Source organism: Methylobacterium ajmalii, assembly GCF_016613415.1.
Taxonomy (GTDB): domain Bacteria; phylum Pseudomonadota; class Alphaproteobacteria; order Rhizobiales; family Beijerinckiaceae; genus Methylobacterium; species Methylobacterium ajmalii.
This window is the reverse complement of sequence record NZ_JACWCT010000125.1, coordinates 74501-93203: the sequence shown is the minus strand read 5'-3', so window position 1 is coordinate 93203 and position 18703 is coordinate 74501. Positions and strand designations below refer to the sequence as shown.

At 70.6% G+C, this 18703-nt stretch carries 17 protein-coding genes; 9 read left to right on the top strand and 8 right to left on the bottom strand.

Annotated features, from left to right (window positions below; genetic code table 11):
- Positions 1 to 7: 7 nt before the first annotated feature.
- The gene (gene pgsA, locus HPY23_RS23745; protein WP_060846701.1) at positions 8 to 607 is read right to left on the bottom strand and encodes a CDP-diacylglycerol--glycerol-3-phosphate 3-phosphatidyltransferase; all 600 of its coding nucleotides are present in this window, start codon (positions 605 to 607) and stop codon (positions 8 to 10) included.
- Between the two features lie 78 nt (positions 608 to 685).
- A complete protein-coding gene (gene uvrC / locus HPY23_RS23740; RefSeq protein ID WP_060849309.1) occupies positions 686 to 2734 on the bottom strand; it encodes an excinuclease ABC subunit UvrC in 2049 nt (682 codons plus the stop codon).
- A 111-nt stretch (positions 2735 to 2845) separates the two neighbouring features.
- On the opposite strand from uvrC, the gene HPY23_RS23735 reads away from it, so the two are divergent.
- On the top strand, positions 2846 to 3976 hold the full coding sequence (locus HPY23_RS23735; protein ID WP_091883487.1) for a glycosyltransferase family 61 protein: 1131 nt from the start codon (positions 2846 to 2848) through the stop codon (positions 3974 to 3976).
- A gap of 129 nt (positions 3977 to 4105) precedes the next feature.
- On the opposite strand, the gene HPY23_RS23730 is transcribed toward HPY23_RS23735, so the two are convergent.
- The gene (locus HPY23_RS23730) at positions 4106 to 4825 is read right to left on the bottom strand and encodes a chemotaxis protein (protein ID WP_060846699.1); all 720 of its coding nucleotides are present in this window, start codon (positions 4823 to 4825) and stop codon (positions 4106 to 4108) included.
- Positions 4826 to 5280: 455 nt separating this feature from the next.
- Between HPY23_RS23730 and HPY23_RS33785 the strand changes: the two genes are divergently transcribed.
- Entirely contained in the window at positions 5281 to 6105 is an 825-nt protein-coding gene (locus tag HPY23_RS33785) for a L,D-transpeptidase (protein WP_091883692.1), read from the top strand.
- An 86-nt stretch (positions 6106 to 6191) separates the two neighbouring features.
- Here HPY23_RS33785 and HPY23_RS23720 read toward each other — a convergent pair whose 3' ends face one another.
- Entirely contained in the window at positions 6192 to 6947 is a 756-nt protein-coding gene (locus tag HPY23_RS23720; protein WP_091883485.1) for a DUF2076 domain-containing protein, read from the bottom strand.
- A gap of 293 nt (positions 6948 to 7240) precedes the next feature.
- Here HPY23_RS23720 and HPY23_RS23715 point away from each other — a divergent pair, with 293 nt between their 5' ends.
- The gene (locus HPY23_RS23715; protein ID WP_091883482.1) at positions 7241 to 9412 is read left to right on the top strand and encodes a malate synthase G; all 2172 of its coding nucleotides are present in this window, start codon (positions 7241 to 7243) and stop codon (positions 9410 to 9412) included.
- A 154-nt stretch (positions 9413 to 9566) separates the two neighbouring features.
- On the opposite strand, the gene HPY23_RS23710 is transcribed toward HPY23_RS23715, so the two are convergent.
- The 4 genes from HPY23_RS23710 to ssb all read right to left on the bottom strand — a co-directional run bounded on the left by HPY23_RS23710 (position 9567) and on the right by ssb (position 12773).
- Positions 9567 to 10040, bottom strand: coding sequence for a hypothetical protein (locus HPY23_RS23710; protein WP_091883480.1), 474 nt, complete (start codon positions 10038 to 10040; stop codon positions 9567 to 9569).
- A gap of 170 nt (positions 10041 to 10210) precedes the next feature.
- Positions 10211 to 10660: a TadE/TadG family type IV pilus assembly protein gene (locus HPY23_RS23705; protein WP_082742461.1), complete on the bottom strand. Its 450-nt coding sequence runs from the start codon at positions 10658 to 10660 to the stop codon at positions 10211 to 10213.
- A gap of 30 nt (positions 10661 to 10690) precedes the next feature.
- Positions 10691 to 11941: a TadE/TadG family type IV pilus assembly protein gene (locus tag HPY23_RS23700; RefSeq protein WP_060846694.1), complete on the bottom strand. Its 1251-nt coding sequence runs from the start codon at positions 11939 to 11941 to the stop codon at positions 10691 to 10693.
- A 256-nt stretch (positions 11942 to 12197) separates the two neighbouring features.
- Positions 12198 to 12773 (bottom strand): single-stranded DNA-binding protein, encoded by a 576-nt coding sequence (gene ssb / locus HPY23_RS23695; RefSeq protein WP_060846693.1) that lies wholly within the window; start codon positions 12771 to 12773, stop codon positions 12198 to 12200.
- Positions 12774 to 13479: 706 nt separating this feature from the next.
- Here ssb and HPY23_RS23690 point away from each other — a divergent pair.
- From HPY23_RS23690 to HPY23_RS23665, 6 genes are all read left to right on the top strand, one after another.
- A complete protein-coding gene (locus HPY23_RS23690; protein WP_091883477.1) occupies positions 13480 to 14826 on the top strand; it encodes a dicarboxylate/amino acid:cation symporter in 1347 nt (448 codons plus the stop codon).
- Positions 14827 to 14831: 5 nt separating this feature from the next.
- Positions 14832 to 15722: an ROK family protein gene (locus tag HPY23_RS23685; protein ID WP_091883474.1), complete on the top strand. Its 891-nt coding sequence runs from the start codon at positions 14832 to 14834 to the stop codon at positions 15720 to 15722.
- 84 nt (positions 15723 to 15806) lie between these two features.
- On the top strand, positions 15807 to 16295 hold the full coding sequence (locus HPY23_RS23680) for an Lrp/AsnC family transcriptional regulator (protein ID WP_091883471.1): 489 nt from the start codon (positions 15807 to 15809) through the stop codon (positions 16293 to 16295).
- A gap of 358 nt (positions 16296 to 16653) precedes the next feature.
- Complete coding sequence (trxA, locus tag HPY23_RS23675) at positions 16654 to 17562, top strand: thioredoxin (RefSeq protein WP_060846689.1); 909 nt, start codon at positions 16654 to 16656, stop codon at positions 17560 to 17562.
- A gap of 139 nt (positions 17563 to 17701) precedes the next feature.
- Complete coding sequence (locus HPY23_RS23670) at positions 17702 to 18370, top strand: LON peptidase substrate-binding domain-containing protein (RefSeq protein WP_091752802.1); 669 nt, start codon at positions 17702 to 17704, stop codon at positions 18368 to 18370.
- Between the two features lie 71 nt (positions 18371 to 18441).
- Positions 18442 to 18642: a Trm112 family protein gene (locus HPY23_RS23665; RefSeq protein ID WP_060846687.1), complete on the top strand. Its 201-nt coding sequence runs from the start codon at positions 18442 to 18444 to the stop codon at positions 18640 to 18642.
- The last annotated feature ends 61 nt before the right edge of the window (positions 18643 to 18703 follow it).

The following is an 18703-nucleotide window of genomic DNA, read 5'->3' as shown; positions in this document are numbered from 1 at the left end:
GTGGCGCTCATCTCTCGTCGTCGATCACGTGGCGGATGCCGGAGCGCATGTAGTCGTAGCCGGTGTAGAGCGTCAGCGCGGCGGCGAGCCACAGCAGCACGAGGCCGAGCGTGCCGTTGCCCGGCAGCACCCGCTCGCCGGCCGGGCCGGCGATCAGCACGCCCAGCGCCACGAGCTGCACCGCGGTCTTCCACTTGGCGACCCGGCTCACCGGCACGCCGACCTTCAGCTCGGCGAGGTATTCGCGCAGGCCCGAGACCAGGATCTCCCGGCACAGGATCACGATGGCGGCCCAGAGCGACCAGCCGCGGATCGTCCCGTCGGCGCAGAGCATCAGGAGGCTTGCGGCGACGAGCAGCTTGTCGGCGATCGGGTCGAGCATCCGCCCGAGCGCCGAGCTCTGGGAATAGGTGCGGGCGACGTAGCCGTCGAGATAGTCGGTGATCGCGGCCGCCACGAAGACCGCGACGGCGATCCACCGCGCGGTGTCGTCCTGGGGCCAGAACAGCAGCGCCACCACCACCGGAACCGCGACCAGGCGGCCGTAGGTCAGCATGTTGGCGAGGTTGAGGGCCGTCGAGCGGCGCCGGGGCACGACCACGTTCATCGCCTTCGGTGAAACCACGCGGGGGGAGGGGGCGTCAACACGGCTGAACCCGGACAGGGCCTCACGGATCCCCCCGCCTCACGCATCGGCGTGGAAAAAGTCGTAGACCGCCCGGGCGGTCGCGGCATTCACGCCCGGCGTCCTCGCCAGATCCTCAAGGGCGGCCCGCTCGATCGCCTTCACGGTCCCGAAATGGTGCAGGAGCGCGCGCTTGCGCGTCGGCCCGATCCCCGGGATCTCGTCGAGGGGGTTCTTCACCATCTCGCGCTTGCGCTTGGCCCGGTGCGCCCCGATGGCGAAGCGGTGGGCCTCGTCGCGCAGGCGCTGCACGAAGTACAGGGTCGGGTCGCGCGGCGGCAGGCGGAACGGCGCCTGGCCGGGCACGAAGAAGGTCTCGCGCCCCGCATCCCGGTCGCGCCCCTTGGCGATGCCGACGAGCGGCACGTCGGTGACCCCGACCTCGTCGAGGGCCTTGCGGGCCGCCTCGAGCTGGCCGCGGCCGCCGTCGATCAGCACGAGGTCGGGCCAGGCCGGAAACGCCTCGGTGTCGTTCGGGTCCGGTGCGGGCTCGGGCTCCGACGGGCCGCCGGCGGCGGCCGCCACGCCCGCCTCGGCCTTGGTGCGCGGGTGCTCCTTGACGAGGCGGGCGAAGCGGCGCTGCAGCACCTCGCGCATCATGCCGTAATCGTCGCCGGGCTTCACCTCCTCGGACTTGATGGTGAAGGTCCGGTAGTGGGTCTTCATGAAGCCGGTGGGACCCGCGACGATCATCGCGCCGACCGCGTTCGTCCCCATGATGTGCGAGTTGTCGTAGACCTCGATGCGGCGGGGCGCCGCCGCGAGATTGAACGAGGTGCCGAGCGCGGCGAGAAGCTTGCCCTGCGAGGCGGTGTCGGCGAGGCGCCGGGCCAGCGCCTCGCGGGCGTTGCGGGCGGCGTACTCGACGAGGTTCTTGCGCTCGGCGCGTTTCGGGCAGTGGATCTCGACCCGGTTCTCGCTCTTGGTCGAGAGGGCGGCGGCGAGGAGTTCGGCATCCTCGATCTCGTGCGAGACCAGCACCAGCCGGGGCGCCGGCTTGTCGTCGTAGAACTGGGCCAGGAACGAGGCCAGCACCTCGTCCGGCGTCATGCTGCGGTCGGCCTTCGGGAAGTAGGCCCGGTTGCCCCAGTTCTGCCAGTTGCGGAAGAAGAACACCTCGATGCAGAACTGCCCGGCCTGCTCGTCGAGGGCGAAGACGTCGGCCTCCTCGATCCCTTGCGTGTTCACGCCCTGCACGCCCTGGATGGCGGCGAGCGCGGCGATGCGGTCGCGGTAGCGCGCCGCCTTCTCGAACTCCCAGGCATCCGACGCCGCCTGCATCTCGGCGGCCATCCGCTCCTTGATGGCGTTGGACTTGCCCGACAGGAAGCCCCGCGCCTCCGCCGCCAGCCCGGCATAGTCCTCGACCGAGATCTCGTTCGTGCAGGGGCCCGAGCAGCGCTTGATCTGGTAGAGCAGGCAGGGTCGCGAGCGGTTCTCGAAATAGCTGTCGGAGCAGGAGCGCAGCAGGAAGGCGCGCTGCAGCGCGTTCACCGTACGGTTGACCGCCCAGACGCTGGCGAAGGGGCCGTAGTAATGCCCGGCCCGGCGCCGCGCCCCGCGATGCTTGACGAGCTGCGGCGCGTCGGAATCCGCCGTGAGCAGGATGTAGGGCAGGGACTTGTCGTCCCGCATCAGCACGTTGAAGCGGGGCTTCAGCTGCTTGATGAGGTTGGCCTCCAGCAGCAGCGCCTCGGTCTCGGTCGCCGTGGTGACGAACTCCATCGAGGCCGTCTCGGCGATCATCCGGGCGATGCGGTTGGTGTGCGCCTGGCCGCGCGCGTAGGAGCCGACCCGGTTCTTCAGGTTCTTGGCCTTGCCGACGTAGAGCACGTCGCCCTTGGCGTCGAACATCCGGTAGACGCCCGGCGAGGACGGCAGCGTGGTCCAGAACCGGCGGATCACCGCGGTGCCGGCCTGGATCGCCCCGGCCCCGGCATCGAGGTCGAAGTCGATCTCCGGCGAGGTGTCGAGGGCGTCCACCGTCTCGTCGTCCTCGATCGCGTCGAGGGCGTCGGGCGGCACGTCGTTCCCAGGCTGTCGGCTCATCCCCGCGATGTAGGCGCCGCCGCCGCCGCTGGAAAGACCGCGCACGGGCGCTAAAAGGCCACCGGCGGCCGATGCCCCCGAAGACCGACGGACGAAGGAACCCCCGCCCGCATGAGCCTGCGCGACTGCCGCGTGCCCCGCATCCCGCCGATCCGGCGCGACCGGCCGGCGGTGCGCACGATCGAGAACGCCCTCTACCTGCCGCACAGCGAGGCGCGGGGCCGGCCCTCGGCCCTGTTCGACGCGGCAGGGCGCTTCGTGCCCGAGAGCGTGGATTACCGCGGCACCGTGCCGTCCTGGCAGCGCATCGACTGGCCGCAGGACTGGTCCTCGGGCCTGCCGGCGGAGATCCCGGAGGCGCCGGAAGAGACCTACCTCTTCCTCGGCGGCGCCCACCTGCATTACGGGCACTTCCTCGTCACCACCCTGCCGCGGTTCTGGCCGCTCCTGTCGGGACGGCCGGCGGCGCCGATCCTCTGCTACGCGCCGACCGACCCGGCCCTGTGGCGGCCCTACCTTTTCGCCCTCGACATCCTCGCTCGCCTCGGCCTCGACGTGCGCGACATCCATGCCTTCGAGGGGCCGCGGCGGCTGCGGCGCGTCGTCGTGCCGGCTCCGGCCTTCCAGGAGGAGGCCTACGGCCACGCGGTCTTTCGCGACCTGTGCCTCGCGATCGGAGCCGGCTGCCACGCCCCCGACGAGGTCGATGCCGACGACCGGCCCGCCTACCTCGCCAAGACCCGGCTCGCCGGCGGCGTGCGGCGCTTCGCCAACGAGGACGAGGTGACGGAGATCCTCGCCCGCGCGGGCGTCGAGATCCTGCACCCGGAGACGATGGGCTTCGCCGAGCAGGTCCGGCTCTTCGCCCGGCGCCGGGTGGTGGCGGGTTCCCTCGGCTCGGCCCTGCACACGGCCCTGTTCGCGCCGCCCGGCCGGCGCGTGGTGGCGCTCAGCCCCGGGCGCACGATCAACCCGACCTTCCGGCTCGTCGACGTCCTGTGCGGCAACGCCGTGTCCTACCTCCACCAGCCCGGCACGGCGGAGGCGGCCCCCGGCGCCTTCGGCAGCCAGCACCACCTCGCCGATCCGCGGGCGGCGGCCGAGGACCTGCTGCGGCGCATGGAGCGGATGGCGGCGGCGCCTGTACGGGGAGGCCTCGCGGGGGCGGGATCGCGCCTCGCGGGGACAAGATCGCGCCTCGCGGGGGCGTGGTCGCGCGTCACCGGCCGCGGCGTCCCGTAAGCCGCGGGGCCGGGCGGCGGAGACGCGACGAAACCCACCGCATCGTCCCGCGGCTGTCCGGGGACCGGGAGCCGGGCGACACAGTGGGTTTTCGGGTCCGTCCCGTTCCGGCCTGCGCGGCCGCGTCTCTCAATCGAACAGGGCGTCGATGTCGGTCTGGTCGACGTGGCCCGGATCCTCGTCGAGCTTCGGCCCGTTGAGGAGGCTGCTCTCGTCGTCGATGCTGACGCCGCCGGCGCTCTCGCCGATCAGGTCCTTGAACGCGTCCAGGCCGCCCCAGGCGTCGATCATCCGGTCGATGTGGTCCTCGACGAACTTGAGGACGTTGACGATCTTGCTGATCCGCTGGCCGGTCAGGTCCTGGAAGTTGCAGGCCTCGTAGAGCACGACGGTGCGGTCGAGGATGGCATCGACGCTGGAGCTGTCCTTCAGCCCGCCGGTCGAGCGCAGCACCGAGGCGTGGGTCTCGATCTCCTCGACGGCCGCCAGGATGGTGGTGGTCGCCCGCTCGGTCGCGTCGACCACGGCGTCGAGCTCGCCGGCGGCCCGGCGCACGCCCTTGCCGTCGAAGTCCTGCCGGTGCAGCACCGCGATCTCGTGCTTGGTCCGGCCGATGGCGGCCTTCATCACGTCGAGCTCGGTGCGCATCCCGTAGACTTCGGCCATCTCGCGACGGCAGGCGTCGATCACGTCGCCGGTCGTGGTCTGGGTCAGCCGCTTCAGCTCGTTGACCGTCGCCAGGATCTCGGAGATCCGGTCGTCATTGGCCGGGTTCGGCTGAGGCGACGCCTCGACCGGAGCATGGGAAACGCCGAGACTTTCCTCGATGCGGAAGCGCTTGTTCTTCATGGATCCGAGAGAGCCTGCAACCGCGGCCGCATCGTACGGCCCACGCGGTGCAGTCTCGCCAGGATTGATTGCGAATTGCTGAATGCCGGCGACGTCGCGGCAGGCGGTGACGAAGGATTCACGATGCCGGCGGATTAACGATTCGACGCAAGGGTTTAGCGAAACGCTCACCACGTTCCTTCACCGCCCGGTCCCCGCCGATCCGCTCTCCTGTCGCCAGTGACGGCGATCGGTCGGACGGATCTTTGAGGCGGGTTGCGATGGTGATGCGCGGGATGGTGCTGGCCGGGACGGTCGCGGCGGGGCTGGGCGTGGTGGCGCTCGGGACCGGCCCGGCCCTGGCGCAGGGGACGACCGGCTACGGCGGCGGCTTCATCGAGTACCTGATGACCGGCCAGGACCCGGGCACCGTGGCCCGCCCGCTGCGCCCCGCCCCGGTCGCGCCCGACGGCACGCTGCTCCCCGGGCGCGGCTACGGCTACGGCCAGGCCGCCTACGCCACCCGGCCGGGCGCCTATGCCGGCGAGGCCTACGGTCAGCGGCCGGCCTATCCCCGCACGGCGGGCTACGCCGCCGCCGGCACCTCGGGTGCGCAGGTCGGCTATGCGCCGGCCGAGTACGGGGGCGTCCTGCATTCGGGCGATCCTGTGCCGGTCCGGGCCCAGGCACCGCAGCAGGCTTATGCGCCGCAGCAGGCTTATGCGCCGCAGCAGGCCTACGCGCCGCAGCAGTCTTACGCTCCGCAGCAGGCCTACGCGCCCGATCCGTTCGAGGCGCCCGGCGCCCGCCGGGCCGCGCTGCCGGAGGTCCGCGAGGAGGGGATCGGCCGGGCGATGGATCCGCGCTTCCAGCGCCAGGAGGTCGCCTATGACGGCGGCCAGCGCCCCGGCACGATCGTGATCGATACGCCCTCGCGCTTCCTCTACCTGGTCCAGCCCGGCGGCCGGGCCCTGCGCTACGGCATCGGCGTCGGCCGGCCGGGCTTCACCTGGTCGGGCATGAAGACCGTGAGCGCCAAGCGCGAATGGCCGGACTGGACGCCGCCGGCCGAGATGCTGCGCCGCCGCCCCGACCTGCCGCGCCACATGGCCGGCGGCCCCGCCAACCCGCTGGGCGCCCGCGCGCTCTATCTCGGCTCGTCGCTCTACCGCATCCACGGCACCAACGAGCCCCACACGATCGGCCAGTCGGTCTCGTCCGGCTGCATCCGGATGATGAACGAGGACGTGACCGACCTCTATGAGCGGGTGCCGGTCGGCGCCCGCGTGATGGTGATCTGACGCCGCGGGGATAGTCTCACGGCACGAAAAAAGGCCCCCGCCGCGGCGACGCGGCGGGGGCCTTCTCGTTCGACGCGGCGGCCCGATCAGACCCAGTCGTCGCTGCCGCCGTCGCCCATGTCGCCGTCGAACGAGGCGTCCTGGAAGCCGGCATCGTCACCGCCGAGCGGGGCACCGAAATCCTCGCTGCCGCCCTGGTTGCCGAAATAGTTGTTCTCGATCGTGGTGCCGCCCGCCGCGCCGGCGCCGCCGAGGCCCGCCATGCTGCCGAGCGACGAGTGGCCGCCCGCGAAGGCGTTGCTCAGCGCGCTGCCGAGCAGCATGCCGCCGGCCGCGCCCGCCGCCATCGGCAGGGCGGTGGCGAGGAAGCCGCCGCCGGCCCGCTGCGGTGCCGCCTGCTGGCCGGCCCAGGGGCCGCCCTGCTGGGGCGCGTAGCCGGGCGGGGGACCGCCGTAGCCCGGCTGCTGCTGGCCATAGCCGGGCTGTTGCTGGCCGTAGCCGCCGCCCTGGTTGCCCCAGGCGCCGCCGCGCGGGGGCTGCTGCTGCGGCTCGGGCCGCGAGCCGCCGCCGAAGATGCTCGAGAAGAAGCCGCCGCCCCCGCCCTGGCTCGCGCCCTGGCCGCCGCGCTGGGCCTCGGCCCGGGCCTGCTCGAGCTGCTGGTTGAGGCTCTTGATCGCCTCCTCCTGCACGTAGACGAGCTGCGCCATCGCGTAGGGGGCGTAGGGCTGGGCGCGGATCTTGTCGGCGATGAAGCGCTCCGCGTCGGCATCGCGGGGCTGCTGCGCGGCCTGCTCCAGTCGCTGGAATATGCCGTTGATGACGTCGCGTTCTTCGCTGTTCATGGAGCCGTACTCCTTCGGTTGCCGTTGGGCGGACCCGGCCCGGCGCCCACGAGATGGGAGGGGGACGGGCGTTTGTCACGGGGAGACAACGCCCGAGCGGGGCGTTTTCGCTCACCTCCTGCATTACGTTTTCGTCACCCCGTCTCATCCCGTCGCGGCCCGTCCGTTTCGCCGCTCCCATTCGCCGCTCCTGCTGTGAGGCCCTCATGCGGGCCCCCGACTTTCTGCCATCCCCATCGCCTGTTAAGGGGGACCGGGACGCGGCACGTGCGGTTGCCCGCGGGAGGAACATGATGGATCGCAAGACGATCGGTGGCCTATCGGTCGCCCGGGTGCTGCACGACTTCGTGGTCGAGGAGGCCCTGCCGGGCACGGGGGTCGCCCCCGACGCGTTCTGGAACGGGCTCGCGGCCCTCGTGCGCGACCTCGCGCCCCGCAACCGCGCCCTGCTCGCGACCCGCGACGCCCTGCAGGAGAAGATCGACGCCTGGCACCGCGACCGCGCCGGCAAGCCGGTGGACGAGGCGGCCTACAAGACCTTCCTCGCCGAGATCGGCTACCTCCTGCCCGATCCCGGCCCGGTGCAGGTGCGCACCGACGACGTCGACGACGAGATCGCCGCGATCGCCGGCCCGCAGCTCGTGGTGCCGACCTCGAACGCCCGCTACGCGCTGAACGCCGCCAATGCCCGCTGGGGCTCGCTCTACGACGCGTTCTACGGCACCGACGCGGTGTCGGAGGAGGGCGGCGCGACCCGGGGCGGGGGCTACAACCGCACCCGCGGCGCCCGCGTCGTGGCCCGCGCCCGCGCCTTCCTCGACCGCACCGTGCCGCTCGCCGGCGGCCGCCACGCCGACGTGGTGACCTACGCGGTCGAGGGCGGCCAGCTCGTCGGCAACATGAACACCGGCGACACCATCCCGCTCGCCCGGCCCGACGCCTTCGCGGGCTATCGCGGCAGGGCCAGCTCGCCCAACGCGCTGCTCCTGCGCCACAACGGCCTGCACGTCGAGATCGTACTGGACCGCACCCACCGGATCGGCCGCTTCGACGCCTCGGGCGTCGCCGACATCCTGGTCGAGTCCGCGGTCTCGACGATCATGGACCTCGAGGATTCGGTCGCGGCGGTCGATGCCGACGACAAGGTCCTGGTCTACCGCAACTGGCTCGGCCTGATGAACGGTACCCTCGCGGCGCCGGTCGAGAAGGACGGCAAGCGCTTCGAGCGCAAGCTCAACCCCGACCGGACCTACACCGCGCCCGACGGCGCGGGCGAGGTCAGCGTGCCGGGCCGCTCCCTGATGCTGGTGCGCAACGTCGGCCACCACATGTTCACCGACGCGGTGCTCGACGAGTCCGGCGCCGAGGTGCCGGAGGGGATGCTCGACGCCGCCGTGACCGCCCTGATCGCGATCCACGACCTCAAGAGCACGGGCCTGCGCAACAGCCGCCGCGGCTCGGTCTACATCGTCAAGCCGAAGATGCACGGGCCCGACGAGGTCGCCTTCGCGGTCGAGCTGTTCACCCGCGTCGAGGCGATGCTGGGCCTGAAGCCCAACACGCTCAAGATGGGCATCATGGACGAGGAGCGCCGCACCACGGTCAACCTCGCCGCCTGCATCAAGGCGGCCTCCGAGCGGGTGGTGTTCATCAACACCGGCTTCCTCGACCGCACCGGCGACGAGATCCACACCTCGATGGAGGCCGGCCCGGTCATCCGCAAGAACGACATGAAGGGCACGCCCTGGATCAAGGGCTACGAGGAGAACAACGTCGATGTCGGCCTCGCCTGCGGCCTGCTCGGCCGGGCGCAGATCGGCAAGGGCATGTGGGCGGCGCCCGACGCGATGGCCGACATGCTGATGCAGAAGGGCGCCCACCCGAAGGCCGGCGCCTCGACCGCCTGGGTGCCCTCGCCGACCGCCGCCACGCTCCACGCGCTGCACTACCACGAGACCGACGTGAAGGCCCGCCAGCAGGAGCTGGCGCGCCGGCCGCGCTCGGCGATCGACGAGATCCTGCAGGTCCCGCTCGCCCGCTCGAACTTCGCCCCCGACGACGTGCAGCAGGAGATCGACAACAACGTCCAGAGCATCCTGGGGTATGTCGTGCGCTGGATCGACCAGGGCGTCGGCTGCTCCAAGGTGCCGGACATCCATGACGTGGCCCTCATGGAGGACCGCGCCACCCTGCGGATCTCGTCCCAGCACATCGCCAACTGGCTGCACCACGGCGTGGTGTCGCAAGAGCAGGTGATGGAGACGATGAAGCGCATGGCCAAGGTCGTGGACCGCCAGAATGCCGGCGATCCGCTCTATCGTCCGATGGCGCCGGGCTTCGACGGTCCCGCCTTCCAGGCCGCCTGCGACCTGGTGTTCAAGGGCCGCATCCAGCCCAACGGCTACACCGAGTACGTGCTGCACGCCCGGCGCCGCGAGGCCAAGGCCGCGGGCGCGCCGGCCTGAAGGCGCGAGAGGGGAGGGCGCCCGCCGCGGCAGGCGGGGGCGCCCGATCACGGGTTCCGGGCCGGCGGGCGTTTCCGCCGTCCCGTTCCCGGGGACTCGTCGGCGACACCTTTCCCGGGCGACGTCCGGCAGGGCCCCGGGTCCGGAGGGCCCGTCAGCAGACCGCGTTCGCGTTCGTCATCACGTCGATGGCGTAGCCGCGGTAGGAGACGCCCGACGGGCTGATGTAGGTCTTCACGAATCCCGGCAGCACGGAATTGTAGGTGCTGCTGATGATGACGGCGGCGCCGATGTCGCCGTCCCGCATGATATTGCCTGCGGAGGCGAGTACGTCGGCATCCGTCAGGGCGGTGCGCGTGCCCGAGCAGACCTTGACGGACCCGGCGCTCTTCTGGAGCATGAACATGTCGATCGTCGCGCTCGGATAGCGCACGAAGGTGTTGGCCCGGCGCTTGATGTAGGCGTCGATCATGTCCGACATGCAGCTCGAGTTCTGGCAGGTGGACATCGCCCGCGCGATCACCACCGAGGCCCGGTCGACGTCCCGCTTCGTGTTGACCATGAAGACGATGTCGTGCGTTCCCATGAACATCAGCAGCGCCAGGCTGCTGATGACGGCGAACTCCACCGACGCCGTCCCCCGGCTGCCCCGCACGAACCCGCACAGGCCGATCGCCAGTCCGTGTAGCCTAACTCCCCGGGCCGCGCCCCATCGCATTGCGATCGGGCGCGGCTCCGGGTGATCGACATCGCCGCACGATCCGCGACGAACCGGGATCCGCTTCGCCGGACGATGCTCTAGCGCCGAAAGACCACCGATTCCCGCGCGACCAGCTGCGGGACGAGCGGCACGAGGCGCGGGGCCGCCATCGCCGCGCGCAGCACGATGACGTCCTGGCTCGCGCCGGTGTCGAAGCTGGTCCCGGTGATCGCGGTCGACGCCGTCGGAACGTCGGGAAGCTTCATCGCCTCGATCGTGATGCCGCTGGTCTGGTTCAGGCAGCTCTGGGTGAAGGCGATCCTGGCGCAGATCTTGGCCTTGTAGCCCGGCTTGTCCCGGGCCAGGAGTTCCGCCTCCGGCTCCGAGGCCGACTGATACAGCGCGTCGCTGATCGTCTGCTGGAGGTAGCAGTAGATCACGAATTGCAGCAAGCCGAGCACGAGCATCAGCAGCGGAAAGGCGATCAGGGCGAACTCGACCGCCGTCGCGCCCGACCGGCATCTCAGCATCCTGGCTGTGTGGGGCATCGCAGGCTCGGGAGAAGCGGGGCGGCCACGTCAAGGGCATGAGTTCTGGCAGAAGCGCAGATAGTCGATCAGCCCGCCGAAGCTGTCGTCGAGCCCGGCCGCACGCCAGGAGATCCGATAATCCTGCTGCTTGGTGACGCTGAACTTGTAGCTCCTCTCGATCCAGGTCTTCGACCAGATGCAGACGTCGGCCATGTATTGCTTGACATAGGCCGGATCGGTGGTGGCGGTCAGGGCTTGGTCGTCCGACTTGTAGCCGCTCGCTTTCGGCTCGACCCAGAGTTCGATGCGCCGCGTCTGTCCGTCGAGGGCGACCGTGCTCGTGCCGGCCGCGTTCCTGGCCACGTCGCCGTCGCGCGTCAGGCCGTCGGTGTCCTTCGGGTTCGAGCAGATGATCGCGTCGTTCGGGTACTGGTACGCCCCGACGTTCTTGCGCGCCGTGTAGACGTAGCGGACCTCGTAGGTGCCGACCGCGAGGTTGAAGATCATGTTGATCGACGAGTTCGTCGTGTTGTTGCCGCGCGTGCAGGCGTTCTGCTGGGCCGTGGTGCGGGTGCCGACCTGGTTGCTGCAGTCGCTGTCGAGCTCGGCGAAGGACTTGCCGTACTGGACGCCGTCGCCGGTCGTGATCGCCGAGAGCTGGTCGACCTCGACGCCGGCATTCGTCGTTCCCCAGGACTTCCCCTGGCAGATCGAGCTGGCGCAGTTCGCCTGCGACATCGTGCCGAACACCGCCCAGCCGCCGACCAGCTGCGAGGCGTAGCCCTCGAAAGACTCGGACATCATCATCGTCGGCGGGCCGGACGAGGATGCCGCCTGGACGTTGCAGTCGCGCGTCACCGAGAAGTCGACGCTGTCCTTGTTGAGGAACTTCTTGAAGAACAGCCCGACGCTGCCGGTCGCCACGACGTGGATGTTGCCCGGGCGGACGCTCAGCGGCGGCGTGGTGAGCACCGCGGAGGATACCGTCGGCGTCGCGGTGATCCGGGCGGTCGCGGCCAGGCCCCGCTCCGACCGGTTCTTGTCGGCGTAGGACTGGACCGTCGCGTCGTAGCCGCTCGGCATGCTCAGGCCGCTCAGGCTCTCGACGTAGACCTCGGCCTGCCGGCAACTCAGGTCGGTCGCGGAGATCAGCCTCTGCTTGTACTCGACCGCGCGCGAGATCTCGATGCTGCCGCCGATGCCCACCATGAGGATCGGCAGCAGGATGCCGAACAGGACGGTGGTGATGCCCCTCCGGTCGCCGATGAATGCATGGCGTCTCGTGGACTCGAAACGCATCCTTGTCTCCGCGGGTCGTTCGATCCAAACGCCGCAGGACTGTCTTCCCAAATTATTTAACAAGTATTAATTCGGTATTAGAGCTTGCGCTTGTACCGAGATTATTGATTCTTGGTTGTTTCAACGGACGTCGCCCTGTCGAGCCTTGCCCGGAACGGCGCAGCGCCCGGCCATGTCGTGGCCGGACGCTGCTCCAGGTTCTCGATCGTGCGGTGATTTTTTCGACGAGCCTGAATCCGCCTCGTCGAAAAGTGCTCTAGAACGGGATGTCGTCGTCCAGGTCGTCGTAGCGCTTCTGGTTGCCGCCGCCGGATGCGGGGGCGGGGCGCCGCTCGCCACCGCCGCCGGACGACGAGCGCCCGCCGGAGCTGCGGCCGCCACCGTTGCCACCACCGCCGCCGTAGTCGCCGCCGCGGCTGATCTGGCCGCCGCCCATGTCGTCGGCGCCCATCTCGCCCATGCCGCCCTCGGCCCCGCCGCCGCGGCCGTCCAGGATGGTCAGCTCGCCGCGGAAGCGCTGCAGCACGATCTCGGTCGTGTACTTCTCGACGCCGGACTGGTCCTGCCACTTGCGGGTCTGGAGCTGGCCTTCGACGTAGACCTTCGAGCCCTTGCGCAGGTACTGCTCGGCGACGCGGGCCAGGTTCTCGTTGTAGATCACGACCGAGTGCCACTCGGTCTTTTCCTTGCGCTCGCCGCTCGCCTTGTCCTTCCAGGACTCGGACGTGGCCAGGCGCAGGTTCACCACCGGATCGCCGGAGGCCAGCCGGCGGGTCTCGGGGTCGCGCCCGAGATTGCCCACCAGGATCACCTTGTTCACGCTGCCCGCCATTCCGCTCTCCTCTCGTTCCATCTCACTCGGGCGTTCGCTTCGGCGCAGGACCGCCCGACGCCGCGGACCACCGCATCGGTCCTGCGAGTTGGGCCGAACCGGCCGGGCTCGGCAAGGGGAGGGGGCGCCTTGTGCCCGAAACACACATCGCCGATGCCGGATCGTGTTCTACATTTGTTCGTAGGATGAGGCAAGCGCCGCCGGTGCGGCCCGATGGGCGGCCTGCACGACGAGAGCGCGGTCGGGACAATCATCCGTCCTGTCCGGTCGGTGCCGTGAAGTCGTTCATGCGCGCACGCGGCGCGTCGCCCGCCCGCAGGCTTTGCTGCCGCAAGGTTCCGCCTCGTCGCGAGCAAGCCGCGTCCCGGCTCCGATCCCGCTACGGCCGGCTGCCAGTGTGTCGGGCAAGTCTCGGCTGACGTAAATTTTAGCAGGGTCGGGATTGCCAGCGTGCTGAACTCGTGGCGGAGTGCCGAAACATGCCGCGAGGGCGTTGACGTCGCTACTCCCACGCTGCATGCCGCGCCACCGGTCCCAGGGCCGGCAGGACGACCGCCGGAGACGTCCGCGGGTGTCCGTCGATGAACGAGCGGGCCGGACCGTCGGTGGGTTCCGGCCGTCGAACGTATCCCGGTTGAATATGCGGCGAAGGTCGCACCGCGACGGCCGACCTGAAGGCGGCCGGCACCGTGGGGAGAGAACGAACATGCAGCACGCCACGCCGTCCGCGACGGCCCCGGGCTCGTCGCAGCCCTGGTACAAGGTCCTCTACATCCAGGTTCTGATCGCCATCGCGCTCGGCGTCCTGCTCGGCTACGTCGCCCCCGACGCCGCCAAGGCGATGAAGTGGCTCGGCGACGCCTTCATCGCGCTCATCAAGATGATGATCGCGCCGATCATCTTCTGCACCATCGTGCACGGCATCGCGTCGATCGGCGACCTCAAGAAGGTCGGCCGCGTCGGCCTCAAGGCGCTGATCTACTTCGAGGTGGTGTCCTCGCTCGCCCTCGTCATCGGCGTGATCGTCGGCGAGATCGTGCAGCCGGGCGCCGGCTTCGGCGCCACGGCCGAGCAGCTCGACGCCAAGGCGGTGGCCGGCTACGTCAGCAAGGCGCAGGCCGATTCCACGGTCGCCCACATCATGGCGATCATCCCCAAGAGCTACTTCGACGCCTTCGCGGGCGGCGACCTCCTGCAGATCCTGCTGATCTCGGTGCTGACCGGCGTCGTCATCACGGGCCTGGGCGACCGCGGCAAGCCGGCGATCCACGCCATCGAGGCGGCGGGCGAGATCTTCTTCCGCATCATCGGCATGATCGTGAAGCTCGCGCCGATCGGCGCCTTCGGCGCCATGGCCTACACGATCGGCCAGTACGGCATCGGCAAGCTCGGCAACCTCGCCGGCCTCGTGGCCACCTTCTACCTGACGAGCCTGCTGTTCGTGCTCGTGGTGCTCGGGCTGATCGCCCGCTTCTCCGGCTTCTCGATCCTCAAGTTCCTGGCCTACATCAAGGACGAGCTCCTGATCGTGCTCGGCACCTCGTCGTCCGAGACGGTGCTGCCGCACATGATGCAGAAGATGAAGCGGCTCGGCGCCTCGGATTCGGTCGTCGGCCTCGTCATCCCGACCGGCTACTCGTTCAACCTCGACGGCACCAACATCTACATGACGCTGGCGACGCTGTTCCTGGCCCAGGCCGTGGGGGCGGATCTCAGCTTCGGGCAGTACGCCACCATCATCGCGGTCGCGATGCTGACCTCGAAGGGGGCGTCGGGCGTCACCGGCGCCGGCTTCATCACGCTCGCCGCCACGCTCGCGGCCATTCCCGGCAACCCGGTCCCGGTCGCCGCGATGGCGCTGATCCTCGGCATCGACAAGTTCATGTCGGAGTGCCGCGCGCTCACCAACCTCGTCGGCAACGGCGTCGCCTGCGTGGTGGTCAGCCGCTGGGAGGGCGAGCTCGATCCGGTCAAGCTGCGCGAGGTGATGGCCAATCCCCTCGCCATCGGCACGGAGATCGCCGACGAGAAGCCGGTCCCGGTCGCGCCGTAGGCGGGATGGCACAGCTGCGCATCGGCATCGATCTCGGCGGCACCAAGATCGCCGGGATCGCCCTCGACGAATCCGGCCGGGTCCTAGCCGAGCGGCGGGTCGCGACCCCGCGGGGCGACTACGACGCCTCGCTCTGGGCCATCGCGGCCCTGGTCGGCGCGCTCGAGCACGCGGCCGGCGGGTCCGGCACCGTCGGGATCGGCATCCCCGGCGCGCTGGTGCCGGAGACCGGCCTCGTCAAGAACGCGAACTCGACCTGGCTCAACGGCCAGCCGCTGGGCGACGACCTCTCGCACGTCCTCGGCCGGCTGGTGCGGCTCGAGAACGACGCCAACTGCCTGGCGGTGTCCGAGGCCGTGGACGGGGCGGGCGAAGGCCTCGCGGTCGTCTGGGCGGTGATCCTCGGCACCGGCGTCGGGTCCGGCATCGCGCTCGCCGGCCGGGCCCTCTCCGGGCGCCAGCGCATTGCCGGGGAGTGGGGCCACAACCCGCTGCCCTCTCCCGGCGACGACGAGCGCCCGGGCCCGGCCTGCTATTGCGGCCGCCACGGCTGCCTCGAGACCTGGCTCTCCGGGCCGGGTCTCGCCGCCGACCACGCCCGGCGCACCGACCGGGCGATGAGCGGCGAGGCGATCGTCGCGGCGATGAGGGCCGGCGACGCGGCGGCCGCGGCGACCTTCGGGCGCTGGCTCGACCGGCTCGGGCGCGGCCTGGCCGGCGTCGTCAACGTGCTCGACCCGGACGCGATCGTGCTTGGCGGCGGCCTCTCGACGATTCCCGAGATCTACGACGCGCTGCCGGAGCGCGTTGCCCCCCACATCTTCGGCGGCGGCTTCGCCACGCCGATCCGGCAGAGCCGCCACGGCGACGCCTCGGGCGTGCGCGGGGCGGCATAGCTGTGGAACGGCGAGGATGCGCCTGCCGGCTGAGGCGTGCTAATCGGTATTCTCGACCGCCTTTCGCGCCTCGGGAGATCGCCTGTGCCGGCCCGCCCCGTCGACCTCGATCCGGCCTCGATCCGCATCCTCGAGCACCTGCAGCAGGACAGCGAGATCGGCATCGGCGACCTCGCCGAGGCGGTCGGCCTCTCGACCTCGCCGTGCTGGCGCCGGGTCGCCGACCTCAAGGCCCGGGGCATCATCCGGCGCTGCGTCGCGGTGGCCGACCCGCAGGCGCTCGGCCTGCACGTCAACGTCTTCGTCCACGTCTCGCTGGAGAAGCAGACCCAGGCCGCCCTCCAGGCCTTCTCCGACGCCATCCGCCACCGGCCGGAGGTGATGGAATGCTACCTGATGAGTGGCGAGGCCGACTACATGCTGCGGGTGGTGGTCGAGGACCTGGCCGAGTACCAGCGCCTCATCGTCGATCATCTCACCCGCATCCCCGGCGTCGCCAAGATCCGGTCGAGCTTCGCGCTCGACCAGGTGAAGTACACGACGGCGTTGCCGCTGGATCACCTGAAGGGGTGACGCGGCAAGGACCCTTCCCGGATCTCCCATCGGCGCCCTCGTGCCGGGCCGCGGATGGAAACGGACGATGCTGAGAGCGCCGGTCGCGCGCTCCACGCCGGGCTCTCCCGCCTGAAGGAGGCCGGGCGCTCCCCTCCGACCGCCCGAACGCGGCATGCCGTCCGCCCGGCGGGGCCGCGTCCCGTCCGTCCGCAGGCTCGCCCGGGTTCTCGTGCATCTTCTTCGTGCGTGCATGTCCTTGGTGCAAGTTCCCGCGCACGTCCTTGCGCCTTGCCCTGGCCGGGGCGGACGGTCTACCCCATCTGTCCGGCGGGCCCTCCGGGCTCGCGACGTGAAGGCCGTTCTCCCGAGGTCATCGATGCTCACCGACACTCCCGCGGCCGGCCAGACCCCTGCGGGCGCCCTGATCAAGGACACCACCACCGCGACCTTCCGGCAGGACGTGATGCAGGAATCCCTGCAGCAGCCGGTGCTGGTGGATTTCTGGGCGCCGTGGTGCGGGCCGTGCAAGCAGCTCACGCCGATCATCGAGAAGGCCGTCAAGGATGCCGGCGGCAAGGTGAAGCTCGTCAAGATGAACATCGACGAGCATCCCCAGATCGCCGGCCAGCTCGGCATCCAGTCGATCCCGGCGGTGATCGCGTTCCAGCGCGGCCAGCCGGTCGACGGCTTCATGGGCGCCCTGCCCGAGGGCCAGATCAAGGCCTTCATCGAGCGCCTGGTCGGCCCCCTCGGCCCCACCGCGGTCGAGGACCTGATGGCGGAGGCGCAGGCCGCCGCCGAGGCCGGCGACACGGAGGCCGCCGCCGAGATCTACGCCGCCGTGCTCGGCCAGGAGCCGGGCCATGCCGGCGCCATCGCGGCGCTCGCCCGCCTGATCCTCGACCGCGACGACGTCGAGGGCGCGCGCCAGTTCCTCGATTCGGCGCCGCCCGAGGCCGCCAAGGACCCGGCCATCGCCGCGGTGCGGGCGGCGATCGAGCTCGCCGAGCAGGCGGCCTCCCTCGGCGACCTCGCCGGCTTCCAGCGCCGGATCGAGGCCGACCCGGCCGACTACCAGGCCCGGTTCGACCTGGCGCTGGGCCTCAACGCCAAGGGCCAGCAGCAGGAGGCGGTCGACCAGCTGATCGAGATCGTCCGCCGCGACCGGACCTGGAACGAGGACGGCGCCCGCAAGCAGCTCCTCCAGCTCTTCGAGGCCTGGGGCCCGATGGACCCGATGACCATCCGCGGCCGGCGCAAGCTCTCGACCCTGATGTTCTCCTGATCCGGCGGCGGGGCCGTCCGGCGCGGCATTTGCGCCGGACAGGTATCCTCGCCGGAGGGCGGCGCCCTAGAACAAGGGGTGCGATCCCGGGCCCGCCGTCGCGGGCCCGGATTCCCTTCGTTTCGCGGGAGCGACGCCGATGAGCATGAACGTCGCCTACAAGGGACCGGCCGACTGCCCGGTCGTGATCCCGGTCTTTCCGCTCCCCGGCGCCCTGCTGCTGCCGCGGGGCCAGATGCCGCTCAACATCTTCGAGCCGCGCTACCTCGCGATGATCGACGACGCGCTGCGCACCGACCGGGTGATCGGCATGATCCAGCCGGATTCGGAATCCGGCGAGACGCCGCTCTCGCCGAAGCTCTTCCGCGTCGGCTGCGCCGGCCGGGTGACCCAGTTCGCCGAGACCGGCGACGGCCGCTACCTGATCTCGCTCACCGGCATCGCCCGCTTCCGGGTCGAGGAGGAACTCTCCACGACGACCGGCTACCGCCGCTGCAAGGTGACCTTCGCCCCCTTCGAGAGCGACTTCCACGCCCGGGCCGGCGAGGAGGCGGTGGACCGCGCCGGCGTGCTGAAGGCTCTGCGCGACTTCGTCGACGCCAACGACCTCAAGGTCGACTGGGCGGGAATCGAGGAGGCGCCGAACGAGGCGCTGGTCAACGCGCTGTGCATGATGAGCCCGTTCGGCGCGCGCGAGAAGCAGGCGATGCTGGAGGCCCCCGATCTCAAGACCCGGGCCGAGGTGCTGATCGCCGTCACCGAGATGGAGCTGGTGCGCGGAGCGGGCGGCGAGCCGACGCTGCAATAGGACGGGCTTTGGGCTAAGGCGTCCCGGTACACGCCCCGCCGGACCATCCGGACGCACCTTCGAGGACCCCCATGACCGATTCCCCCGCCGCCGAGGCCGCCCGCATCGACCCCAAGCTGCTCGAGCTCCTGGTCTGCCCCCTGACCAAGGAGCGGCTCGACTACGATGCCGCCCGCCAGGAGCTGATCAGCCGCTCGGCCAAGCTCGCCTATCCGATCCGCGACGGCATCCCGATCATGCTGCCGGAAGAGGCGCGCCAGCTGGCCGACTGACGGCCGGCCGCCGGGGCCGGCCCGTGACGTTTCGGTAACGACCCCGGCCGATCGCGGGATC